This window comes from Pseudomonas sp. LG1D9, assembly GCF_002949995.1.
GTDB lineage: Bacteria > Pseudomonadota > Gammaproteobacteria > Pseudomonadales > Pseudomonadaceae > Aquipseudomonas > Aquipseudomonas proteolytica.
In genome coordinates this window covers 5,768,855-5,781,733 of the sequence record NZ_CP026881.1, presented here as the reverse complement: position 1 = coordinate 5,781,733, position 12,879 = coordinate 5,768,855, and the positions used below count along the sequence as shown (strand labels likewise).

The 12,879-nt window shown below is 60.9% G+C and carries 3 protein-coding genes and 1 pseudogene; 3 read left to right on the top strand and 1 reads right to left on the bottom strand.

Annotated elements, in window-relative coordinates:
• Positions 1-49 precede the first annotated feature (49 nt).
• The 3 genes from treS (at position 50) to C5F71_RS26550 (ending at position 10,091) form a co-directional block, all read left to right on the top strand.
• Complete coding sequence (gene treS, locus C5F71_RS26560) at positions 50-3,367, top strand: maltose alpha-D-glucosyltransferase (protein WP_104912411.1); 3,318 nt, start codon at positions 50-52, stop codon at positions 3,365-3,367.
• A 51-nt stretch (positions 3,368-3,418) separates the two neighbouring features.
• Positions 3,419-5,647, top strand: coding sequence for a 1,4-alpha-glucan branching protein GlgB (gene glgB / locus C5F71_RS26555; protein WP_104912410.1), 2,229 nt, complete (start codon positions 3,419-3,421; stop codon positions 5,645-5,647).
• Positions 5,648-5,927: 280 nt separating this feature from the next.
• On the top strand, positions 5,928-10,091 hold the full coding sequence (locus tag C5F71_RS26550; RefSeq protein ID WP_158682907.1) for a hypothetical protein: 4,164 nt from the start codon (positions 5,928-5,930) through the stop codon (positions 10,089-10,091).
• Positions 10,092-10,139: 48 nt separating this feature from the next.
• On the opposite strand, the pseudogene C5F71_RS26545 reads toward C5F71_RS26550, so the two are convergent.
• Positions 10,140-12,720: pseudogene (locus C5F71_RS26545) on the bottom strand (autotransporter outer membrane beta-barrel domain-containing protein).
• Between the last annotated feature and the right edge of the window lie 159 nt (positions 12,721-12,879).

Genomic DNA, 12,879 nt, shown 5'->3' with positions numbered 1-12,879 from the left:
AGGCAAGCCAGCTCCCACATTAACCACAGTATTTATTCAGGAGTTTCCAATGGCGAAGAAACCCAAGGCTGCCACCTTTATCAAAGACCCGCTCTGGTACAAGGACGCGGTGATTTACCAGGTTCACGTCAAATCCTATTTCGACTCCAACAACGACGGCATTGGCGACTTCCCCGGGCTGATCGCCAAACTCGACTACATTGCCGACCTGGGCGTGAATACCATCTGGCTGCTGCCGTTCTATCCTTCGCCACGGCGTGACGACGGCTATGACATCGCCGAATACCGGGGTGTACACAGCGACTACGGGACCATGGCCGACGCCAAGCGCTTTATCGCCGAGGCGCACAAGCGTGGCCTGCGGGTGATCACGGAACTGGTGATCAACCACACGTCCGACCAGCACCCCTGGTTCCAGCGGGCACGCAAGGCCAAGCCCGGTTCCAGTGCGCGGGACTTCTACGTGTGGTCCGATGACGACCAGAAATACGATGGCACTCGCATCATTTTCCTCGACACCGAAAAGTCCAACTGGACCTGGGACCCGGTGGCCGGCCAGTACTTCTGGCACCGTTTCTACTCCCACCAGCCGGACCTCAACTTCGATAACCCGCAAGTCATGAAAGCCGTGCTGTCGGTGATGCGCTACTGGCTGGACATGGGCATCGATGGCCTGCGCCTGGACGCGATTCCCTACCTGATCGAGCGCGACGGCACCAACAACGAAAACCTCCCCGAAACCCACGATGTGCTCAAGCAGATCCGCGCCGAGATCGACGCCAACTACCCCGACCGCATGCTGCTGGCCGAAGCCAATCAGTGGCCGGAAGATACCCAGCTGTACTTTGGCGACCAGAAAAGCGATGACGGCGATGAGTGCCACATGGCCTTCCATTTTCCGTTGATGCCGCGCATGTATATGGCCCTGGCCCAGGAAGATCGCTTCCCGATCACCGACATCCTGCGCCAGACCCCGGAAATCCCCGCCAACTGCCAATGGGCGATTTTCCTGCGCAACCATGATGAGCTGACCCTGGAAATGGTCACCGACAAGGAGCGCGATTACCTGTGGAACTACTACGCCGCCGACCGCCGCGCGCGTATCAACCTGGGCATTCGCCGGCGCCTGGCGCCACTGATGGAGCGCGACCGCCGGCGCATCGAGCTGCTCAACAGCCTGCTGTTATCCATGCCCGGCACGCCGACCCTGTACTACGGGGATGAAATCGGCATGGGCGACAACATCTACCTGGGTGACCGCGACGGCGTGCGTACGCCGATGCAGTGGTCCATCGACCGCAATGGCGGGTTTTCCCGCGCCGATCCGGCCAGCCTGGTGCTGCCGCCGATCATGGACCCGCTCTACGGTTACCAGTCGGTCAACGTCGAAACCCAGGCCCAGGACCCACACTCACTGCTGAACTGGACCCGGCGCATGCTGGCGATCCGCAAGCAGTCCAAGGCATTTGGCCGTGGCAGCCTGAAAATGCTTTCGCCCAGCAATCGCCGGATCCTGGCCTATACCCGCGAATACACCGGCGCCGACGGCAAGCACGAAATCATCCTGTGCGTGGCTAACGTGTCGCGCACCGCCCAGGCGGCGGAGCTGGACCTGTCGGCCTTTGCCGGCATGGTTCCGGTGGAAATGCTCGGTGGCAATGCATTCCCGCCCATTGGCCAGCTGAATTTCCTGCTGACCCTGGCGCCCTATGGCTTCTACTGGTTCGTACTGGCCACCGAAAACCAAATGCCCAGCTGGCATGTGGAACCGGCCCAAAGCATGCCGGACTTCACCACCCTGGTCCTGAAAAAACGCCTCGAAGAGTTGCTCGAAGCGCCATCGCGCACCACCCTGGAGCAAACCTCGTTGCCCACCTGGCTGCCCAAGCGGCGCTGGTTTGCCAATAAGGACACGGCCATCGACAGTGTGCATATTGCCTATGGCGTACGGTTTGGCGATGCGCAGCACCCGGTGCTGCTCAGCGAGATAGAAGTGACCAGCGGCGGGCAGACCAGCCGTTATCAATTGCCCTTCGGCCTGTTGGGCGAAGACCAGTTCACCAGCGCCTTGCCGCAACAACTGGCCCTGGCGCGGGTGCGGCGGGTGCGCCAGGTGGGCTTGATCACCGATGCCTTCAGCCTCGACAGCTATATCCGCGCAGTCATCGAGGGCCTGCGTGCGCAGACCGTGCTCAGCAGCAGTGACGGCGAGATCCGTTTCGAGCCGACCCCGCAATTGGCCAACCTGCCGGTGGGGGACGAGTTGCAAGTGCGCTACCTGGCGGCAGAACAATCCAACAGTTCCGTGGTGGTGGGCGAAAGCCTGGTGCTGAAGTTGATTCGCAAAGTCAGCGCCGGGGTCCACCCGGAACTGGAAATGGGCGCCTACCTGACCGCCGCCGGCTACGCGCATATCTCGCCCTTGCTGGGGTCGGTGATCCGTCGCGATGCCGAGGGCCAGGACAATCTGTTGATGATCGCCCAGGGCTATCTCAGCAATCAGGGCGATGCCTGGAGCTGGACCCAGAACAACCTGGAGCGGGCGATCCGCGACGAACTGGCCCAAGCCATTTCCGAACAGGAACAACACTACAACGCTCTCGGTGAACTGGCCGATTTCGCCGGGCTGCTTGGGCAGCGGCTCGGGGAGATGCACAACGTCCTGGCCGCGCCTACGAGCAATCCGGACTTCCAGCCTGAAGTCACCTCGGCCAAGGACTGCCAGGGGTGGGCCAAGCAAGTGGGGGCCCAGGTCGAGCGCGCCCTGCAGCTGCTCAAACAGCATCAAAGTGAATTGAACCCTGACGATCAGGCGCTGGTCACTCAACTGCTGGCGCAGAAAAAGCCCATCGCCAGCCACGTGCAGGATCTGGCAAAAGCCACCCTGGGCGGTTTGCGCATCCGTGTGCATGGGGATTTGCACTTGGGCCAGGTGCTGGTGGTCAAGGGCGATGCCTACCTGATCGACTTCGAAGGCGAACCCGCACGGCCGCTGCACGAGCGCCGGGGCAAGCACAGCCCGTACAAGGACGTCAGCGGCGTGTTGCGTTCGTTCGACTATGCCGCCGCCATGGCCCTGAATGTGCAAGCACAAGGCCTGGATCACTCGGCTGATGCTGATGCGGCACGCCAGCGGGTCGCCGATCGTTACCTGAGTGAAGCGCGACAGGCATTTATCCAGGCGTATCAACAGGCTACGTCTACACTGGCGCATGACTGGCAGGATGCCAAAGGGGCGCAGGCGGCACTGGCGTTGTTCAGCCTGGAGAAGGCTGCGTACGAAGTGGCCTACGAAGCGCAGAACCGCCCGACCTGGCTGGCGGTGCCATTGCGTGGGTTGCATGGCTTGTTGGCCGGCCACATTTAGGGGGTTTGCTGTGTCTGACCTTATTCAAAACCACAAGCAGTGGGAGAAATCATGAGTTTTACACACAAAGAACCGCTGCATTCGACGTTCAAGATCATGCCAGCCCCCAAGGATATCGAAGCCCTGGTGCGAGCCGAGCACCCGGATCCGTTCGCAATCCTCGGGCCCCATGAGGACGAGGCAGGCGGCAAGGTCATCCGCGCGTTTTTGCCCGAGGCCCTGAGCGTCGAGGTCCTGGCCCGTGGCAGTCACGAGGTGCTCGGCAGCCTCGACGCCACGCCGGTCCCAGGCTTATTCATTGGGCATTTCGCCACACGCCAGGGCTACCTGCTGAAGATCCAGTGGGCGGGCGGCGAGCAAATCACCGAAGACCCCTATAGCTTCGGGCAGTTGCTCGGGGAAATGGACCTGTACCTGTTTGCCGAAGGCAATCACCGCGACCTGAGCAGCTGCCTCGGCGCCCAGGTGATGGGTGTTGACGGCATCCAGGGCGTGCGCTTTGCGGTGTGGGCGCCGAATGCGCGGCGAGTCTCGGTGGTGGGTGATTTCAATATCTGGGACGGGCGCCGCCACCCGATGCGCCTGCGTCATCCGGCTGGGGTCTGGGAGATCTTTATTCCTCGCCTGCAACCGGGGGCGGCCTATAAATACGAAATCCTCGGCGCCACCGGGATCCTGCCGCTCAAGGCCGATCCCATGGCCCTGGCTACGCAACTGCCGCCCGACACCGCGTCGAAAGTCGCCGCGCCGTTGCAGGTGGAGTGGGCAGATGAGGCGTGGATGCAAGCCCGGGGCGAACGCCAGGCGGCCAGCGCGCCGCTGTCGATCTACGAACTGCACGTCGGCTCCTGGCAATGCGAACTCGACGAGTTGGGCGAAGTGGCGCGCCAATACGGTTGGCGCGAGCTGGGTGAGCGGCTGATTCCCTATGTGCAGCAACTGGGTTTTACCCATATCGAGTTGATGCCGATCATGGAGCACCCTTTCGGCGGCTCCTGGGGCTATCAGCCGCTGTCGCAATTTGCGCCCAGCGCGCGTTTCGGTTCGCCCGATGACTTTGGCGCGTTCGTCAACGCCTGCCATCAGGCGGATATCGGCATTATCCTCGACTGGGTGCCCGCGCATTTCCCCACCGATACCCACGGCCTGGCGCAGTTCGACGGCACCGCGCTGTACGAATATGGCAACCCGCTCGAAGGCTTCCACCAGGACTGGGACACCCTGATCTACAACCTGGGGCGCACCGAGGTCCACGGCTTCATGCTGGCCTCGGCGTTGCACTGGCTCAAGCACTTCCATATCGATGGGCTGCGGGTGGATGCGGTGGCGTCGATGCTGTATCGCGATTATTCGCGCAAGGCCGGCGAGTGGGTGCCCAATCGCCACGGCGGGCGCGAGAACCTGGAAGCCATCGACTTCCTGCGCCATCTGAACGACGTGGTGGCGCTGGAAGCCCCCGGCGCTCTGGTGATCGCCGAGGAGTCCACGGCCTGGCCGGGCGTCAGCCAGCCGACCCAGCAGGGCGGCCTGGGCTTCAACTACAAGTGGAACATGGGCTGGATGCACGATTCGCTGCATTACATCCAGCAAGACCCGGTGTACCGCGCCCACCATCACAACGAACTGAGTTTCGGCCTGGTGTATGCCTGGTCCGAGCGCTTTGTGCTGCCGATTTCCCATGACGAAGTGGTGCACGGCAAACACTCGCTGATCGACAAAATGCCCGGCGATCGCTGGCAGAAATTCGCCAACCTGCGCGCCTACCTGAGCTTTATGTGGATGCATCCGGGCAAAAAACTGCTGTTCATGGGCTGTGAGTTCGGCCAATGGCGCGAATGGAATCACGACCAGCAACTGGACTGGTACCTGCTGCAGTACCCGGAACACCGCGGCGTGCAGAAACTGGTGGGCGACCTCAATCGCCTGTACCGCGAAGAGCCGGCGCTGCATGAGCAGGACGATGCGCCGCAGGGCTTCCAGTGGTTGATTGGTGACGATGCCATCAACAGCGTGTATGCGTGGCTGCGCTGGGGTAAAAGCGGCAAGCCGGTGCTGGTCGTTGCCAACTTCACCCCGGTGCCCCGAGAGGCGTACAAGGTCGGCGTGCCCTTGGCCGGCCGCTGGAAAGAGCTGATCAACAGCGATGCCGATACCTATTCCGGCTCCAACTACGGTAATGGCGGCGAAGCCTTTACCCAGGACGAGCCGCTCCATGGGCAGGCCGTATCACTGTCGTTGAATTTGCCGCCCTTAGCCGTGCTGATTCTGCGCCAAGAGTAATAACCGTAGGAGCCGGCCTGCCGGCGATGGACGATAACGCTGATGTTGGGTACCAGAAACCCCGCAGCGTTTATCGGCCGCCATCGCCGCCAAGCCGACGCCTGAAAACAGCCCGCGCCGTTGCCCTGACGAGCGCCGTTACCAATTCCTCTGGAACAATTTCTTACGTGTGATCCACACAAGGCTGTCAGCGATCAGGCGTAGGATCTCCGTTCACCTCGTTTCGTCGCTGTCCCTGTGTATCACTGCCAGAGACGCAAACACCATGACCCCAGCAAGCTTGAATACCCGACCCGCCACTCTTTCGCCTCAGGCGGCTCCGCCGGTTGATGCCCCACCTGTGGCCCAGGGCAAATCCAGCCTGGCCGCGGTGCCAACAGCGGAGCCACCTACCCGTGCGCAACAGGCCGAGGTGCGAGGAAAACTGGGGGATCTGGACGAAATGCTGAAGACTCTGAGGGAGCTTGCAGCCTCGAAAAACGCCGATACCCCCGTGAACAAAAGCGTGTTCCTGAACAAAGACTCACCGTTGATACCGCCGAACGGTTCCACCGAGCCGGGTACCAACCGGCTGGAGAACATGCTCAAGTTTTATGGAATCGTGCCATCTGATCCAAAGACACCGGAGCAACTGCAAGCAGCCATTTATGCCGTGGCAGATGCCCGCAGCGAAATCGCCCTGGGTCTGGATAATACTTCCAGTAATGCCGATGGCTTGTTGCACAAGACTAACGAGCCGGCTATCTCTGCATGGGTCACCGAGCAGGAGGCCAAGCACAAGCGGCCTTTGCTCAGTCTGTTGACTGAGGGAATCTCGCCACAGGCCCTTGAAAAAGCCAAGGACACACCTGCAGCGGTACTGGAACTGATACTTAAGTCACCCAAAGCCAATGAGCTGATTCAACAGCTGCTCAAGACCCTGGGCGGGGCTGAATTTCCACTGGATGGCGTCATTACCCGTGAGGTCAAGATCAAATTGTTGCTCAAGGCCCTGACCTTGAGCCTGGACCCGGTGCAAGGCCAAAAGCCGGGGCATATCGCCGGCTTTGACCTGGCGTCGAGTGAGCGTTGGAACCAAAGCTACCCAGCCATCAAGTCCGAGTTCAGGCAACACTTGGTCAGCACAAGGCAGTTATCCAGCGACCAGGCCTATCTGGCGGCCTATATCCTGAAACCCCAATTCCCGGCCGACTTTGCCGTACGTGATACGCCGGCAGAACTGCCTTACCAGGGATCGGCGGCGTGGGTGAACTTCAAGCACGGCGTCAGCCTGGCCGAAGCGATAAAACCAGGCTCTTCGCGGCACATGAGTTTTCAGGAGCTGGTTGACCTGCCAGCCAAGTTCAGCGAGCAAGCGACGACGGACGAGCAGTGGGCGGCTATCGCGTCGACCCGTATCCCGGCGACGTTGGATTGGGCCGTGGCACAAGGGCTGCTCCCACAAAAACAGGACTACTCCCAGGAGGAGATCAATACAGCAGTCGCCGCACTGGATGCCCACGTCGATAAGGTGGTGTCGGCAGCCCAGCAATTGTCAGCGGATGTGCCGATGCGCAAGGATTATTTCGAGCGTATGGCGCGGGGTACTTCACGCACCGAAGTGCTGAGCCTGTTCAGCCCTTTGTTTCTTCTGTACAGGCACCTCAATGGCGAGAAAATCACGCCGGCCGAGGTCAGCTATAAATACCCTGTCTATGATCAAGCCACGTTCAAAACGGCGTTCGACAAGTACCTTAAGGATACAAAGTCAGCCTATGCAAAACTGATCACCGACCAGTTGTCCCAACTCCCGCTAAAAGACCGCAGGGCCATTGAACAGGGAGATGTCACGGTTTACGCACTTAGGACCAAACCCGACTCAGCCAAGGAAACTGATGACGATAAAAAGGCAGCAATCACACGCCCGGCATTTATTCTCAAGGCGGTACATGAGGGGCAGACAACCTACTACGAGATCAATCCTGTCAAAGGTATCGCTCGGCGTCGTGACGACTTGAAACCGATTCTGGAGTCCTACAACCCGGCCGATAAAAGCTATGGCAAAGACTTCATCTCGATCGAACACTCCGCTGACGGTGTGCCTTCTGAAGAATTGGTTGTGCGCGACGCTCGTGCAGGTGGCAGGGCTGAGTTCCAGAAAAAGTGGGCGAGCTATAAGTCAGGCAAAGGTCCCAAGCCTGCCAGTTTCTCTATCGTTGTCCCTCAACAACTCGCCCACTTTCCATCATCTGCCGCCCCCTCTACACGAGCCGTGCCACAAACCCTCACGTCCGAACGGTCTGAGGCTATCGCAAAGACCGCTACAGATGATCTGTTCTACGTTGATACAGACAGGCTGAAGGAGTGGGCCGAGTCCGATCCTGAGCGAGAAAGTGCCGCACAGAAAAAAGATGAGGCGTTCTGGGCGCGCGTCAAAGGTACCGCGCAGATGGTGGTTCCGCTCTGGAGCGGCATTGAAAGTCTCGTCAAGGGTGACACCAAACAGGGTGTGTTGGATCTGGTTAACGATGGGCTGTCAGCGTTAGCGGGCCCTATGGGCAAGTTTGCCGCGGGCTCGGTGCGTTTGGTTTCGCGTGCAGGCAAGATCGGAGTGCGCGCGCTACTGCCTAAGTTTGGCTCGTTGGTAAAGAAGTTTGCGGTTTCTGTGGTGCGCAATCTCAACCCCCTTGACCCCGTGATGCCTGCACTGAGTAGCAGTGGCAACAGGCTGCTGAAGTTCGGCGGCGCGCACCTGCAAAATGTTCAAGCTGGCATTGCACAGTTCAAAAAATCTGCCGTGCTTAAACTGCCCGGCCGAGGGCGTTACGACCTCTCTCCAACAATTGACCTGACCCCCAGGCCCGTTGCCCAAGGACAGACCTTGCGGGTGGCCGAAGGTATTTCCAGTGAGCAGGCACGGGTGGTGAAACGCAATAAATACAGCGATGTGATGGTCGGCGATGACGTCTATCGCTATAACCCAGGCAAACCCGAAAGCCTGGTCAAACTAGGCGGGCCTGAGGATATAGGGCCGCTTGAAGGGTTTGTGATGACCTGTGGCGCCGGAGGGCGCCGTCACAAACGGGATCTCGACGACCTGTGTTACACCAAACAGATCGAACCTGGCGGCACCCCAGTGTTCCAGGACGCCCAGGCCCTGGAGCATCGTCGCCTGATTCCGGGGGTAGGGCAGGCGAAAGGTCCGCGCACGGTCATTCACGAGCATCGTCGTTACCGCGTCAATGAAGCGGGAAACCAAGAGCTACTACCAATGGCCAGTTCACAGCCTGTGACGTACAAGGGCCGTACCACGGGGACCGTAGTCAATGAACCGGACTTTGGTTATGACGACTTTGGTGTGCCTCGGGCGGTCAACCAGCAAACGGTTGTAGTCAAGATGGATGCGATCAGCGATCTGAGTAATGACCAGCGTGTCGTCAGGGGCCTGAAGGTCAATCATGACGGCCGGCAGTACGTGGTGGTCGAGGCCGATACCGGTGTGCACTACTACGCTGAGCTGAACGGCAATGGCCCACTGGAATTTCACCGCATGACCCGCAAGGATCCACTGGACGTTGAATTTATCAAACTGTACGACCAGCATAAGGATATCTATGGCTTTGCCGCCCAGGGCCTGCCGGACAACCCGTTGGTGGTGCTGCCGACTATGGATAGCCTGGTCAAGAAGATCGTCGCTGACGAACCCATGACGCCTAAGGAAATCAACCATCTTGCCGGCGTGTTGCAAGGACTGCCCCCCGAAAAACAGCGTGAAGTATTGATGGGGGTGTACGCCGCGGGTAGCAACCCCGGCCATGTGGTGGTCGCGGCAAAGCCGGTGCGACTGGCGCCGATCAAGAAGCCGGCTGACTTTGCCCAACTGCCGGCAGAGCAGCAGAACCGCTTGTATGCAGAAGGGGCGAGAAAAGCCGTCGACGAGCAATTCCAGGCCACTGGCATCCGGTCAGCCAATCAACAGGTTCCAGGTCTTGCCGGTGAGGTCGCACGTAGCAACACCGCCACGGAAATGGTGGGCTGGCTTTACACACGAGCAGGCGCCCCCAACTATAGCGAAATAGTCCTGAAGACCGGTGCCGGCAATTGCGACCAGATGGCCAAGGTGGCCGTTGATACCATCAATACCAGTGGCGGCCATGCGCGTATCGCGCAAGTCAAGGGGCATACTTTCGCTATCATCGGCGGCCCTCCAGGGCAGCCTCGCAGCAAAGGGTTTGTGGGGCCGGAGTGGGATGACGCCTGGGTCGTTGATCCCTGGGCCGGTATCACCTGCCGAGCTGCGGATTACCCCGCGTTGTTCAAGGCGCGAATGCAAGAGTGGAGCCAGTCGGGCCGGCGCATCCTGATCAGCGATGGGGCGACGCCACCCCGTTCAGTGTGGAGTGACCCCATGGAACCACGCTGGATAGCGGCGACCGTCGATGGCGAGGCTCAGGTGTTCCAATAGTCCCGGGCGCATCGCCCGCGACAGAAAACACCCACGCCTCTAGCCTTTTCAGAACTCCACCCTGACGCCCACAGTGCCTTTGCGCCCATCCAGCGCATTGCTATCGAGGTTGCGTTCATAACCCAGATCGCCATACAGGCTGACGCTGCTGGAAATCTGCAGGGTTGCACCGGCACTCAGGTCCAGGGTGGTGGATTTCTGCTCGGTGTCGATATCCGTGACCCCGTTGAAACGCACCCGATTGGTGCCGGCCGAGGCATGCCAGACATTGGCGCGCAGATACGGCTGGACCGGCATCGACGCTACGGTATAGCTGCCCCGCAGCCTGGCGCCGAGCCGCGTGGTGATGGCGGTATCGGCGGAAAACGAAACGTCGGAAACCCCGTCATTCTGGCGATCGAGCCGGGTTTTATTGACGATCAACTGCAATTGCGGCTCCAGCACCCAGTTTGGCGCGACGGGCAGCGGTACGCCGACTTCCACCGAGCCCAGCACATCGTGGCCTTTGGTCTTGAGCTTGAGCCCGCGATCAGACTCGCTGCTGCCATTGAGGCGGGTGCCCATCAGCACGGCATCGACGTACCAGCCATACGGGTCGATCAAGGTCCAGTACAGGCCCAGGCTGTCGCCACGCAAGGTGGTGTTGCCGGCATCCAGATGCTGCCAGCCGCGATTGAAGCCGTCGACATTGCCCCGCAGGCGGCTATGACCGACGAAGAAGCCCACGCGTTGGGTCTGCCCGTTGGCGGTGGTCCAGGCATGCACGTCGCTGCCCACCTGGAAACCGGTGACCGAACTGTCCAACCGCGGGCTGACCGTGCCGGCATAGGCTTGGCGGCTGCTGTTGCCGTACACCCGGCCCCAGCCCGCCGGGAATGAGCCGCTGCTGGCCTGGCGTGCCTGGTCGCCCATGCGCTCATGGTAGGTGCCGAGCATGGCCCGCACCGTCTGCTGCGCCGCGGGGAACAGCGCCGAATACACGGGTACTTCGGGGCGATAGATCGGGATCGGCGCTTCACCGGCCACCGGCGCAGGCAAGTCCACCGGTGTGCCTTCGGCGGGAATCGGCACCGGCAGCGGTTCCACGGGGCCCTCCGGGGCGGGCAGCGGCGGCGCCACCACGGCCGAGCGCAGGTACCACTGCTGCTGGGAGTCTGCGCTGACACCGCCCTTGAACAGGAAGTACTCGAACGCCCCGGCCGACACCGAGCCCCCCGCCAGGCTGAAGGCCTGGTCACTGCCGGTCGCGCCGTTGAGCGCTTGGACCACCTGAATGCCATCGCTCAGGGTTTCGGCGCCAGCCCCCCCAAGGTTGCTGACGTTGAGGGTCGTGCTGCCCTGAAGCGTGCCCTGGTTCACCACCAGTCTGTCACTGGCCGAGCCATCACCGCCCAATACACTTTGCAGCGCCATCTGGCCATTGTTGCCGAAGTAGTTGCCATTGACCGTCAGGCTGTCGGTGGCGCTGCTGCTGGCACTGGTCATATCAATCAGCGCTGTTATGGAGGGTGGCCAACTGGCCGGCAGTGAGGGGGCTGACGCTGCCCTGGCTGACCAACAGCACGCTGCTGCCGTCGACATTCAAGGTGCCAGTGCCGGTGCCTGTATCACCGAGTTTGAAATCCCCGGCCAGGGTAAAACGCGAGCCATTGTCCAGGTTGACCGTTTCCCAGTTGGCGTAGCGCTCGGCATTGGTCGCCTGGGTGTTGTCAAACGTCAGGGTATCGGCGCCCAGGCCGCCATCGATCAAGGGGGTGGCGGCGAGGGTGGCTTGCGTCAGGTTTTGCAGGAGTGCGGTGTCGTTATCCGGGCCCATATTGACCGCAGAATTGATCGTGCCGGCGCCGATCCAGTTGAACTGATCGTTGCCAAAGCTCATGAGCACCTGGCCGTTGACCACGCCGCCGGTCAGGGTAAACAAATCGTTGCCGCCGCTGACACTGACGTTACCGCCGATATACCCCCCGGAAATGCTGATGGTGTCCAAGCCAAACCCGGTCACCAGGTTGCCGTTGATCCGCCCGCCCAGCAGGGTGTAGAAGTTGTTGTCGAGCTTCATGTCGACCCGCCCGATCGTGCCCGCCGATTGGGTGGCAACATCGCCATCTTCGAACGCCCCGACGATCTCGCCGCCACTCATGTTGAACGTATCCCGCCCGTCGCCCTGGGCCAAACTGGCGACACGACCGCCGCTTTGCGCGTAGGCATCGATGCCATCACCCTGGTTGATCGCGCCAACGCTGCCGCCGCTGATTTGGATGCTATCGGCGCCGTCGCCCTGGGTCACCGCCCCCACGACAGCATCCAGCTCCACACGGAAAATATTCGCCCCATTGCCCATGTTCAGCGCGCCCATGCTGCCCGATTGCGCTTGCACCAGATCGTGGCCGTCGCCAAATGTCACGGCGCTGGTGATTGCGCCATTGCCACCGGTAGGCAGGTTGAGGGTGTTGTTGCCGTTGAGGTCGGTAAAGCCGGGCGTGGTGCCGCTGTCGCAGGTGGTGGTGTCGTCGCCGGCCGTGACCACCGGTGTACAAGCCGCGTAGGCCGGTAGCGAGAGGGTGGTCATCAGGGTCGCGCCGGCCGTCCAGGCGCTCAGGTGCAGCAGAGAATATCGCCGTGTGCTCATGATCCATCCTCACTCGATGGCAACTGACATCCCGTCGCCTGCATGGGCAGGCGCGGTACGGACCATGGCAACGAGAAGCACGATAACGATAAGGGACGGCTGGTTCCGTTTCGTAAAACATCGCCAATGCAAGGGGTTGGCATGGCTTTCTCGACTGCA

What these genes read in the sequence shown, in the direction of transcription:
- treS (WP_104912411.1), top strand. Translation starts at nt 50, where the DNA reads ATGGCGAAGAAACCCAAGGCTGCCACCTTTATCAAAGACCCGCTCTGG.
- glgB (WP_104912410.1), top strand. Translation starts at nt 3,419, where the DNA reads ATGAGTTTTACACACAAAGAACCGCTGCATTCGACGTTCAAGATCATG.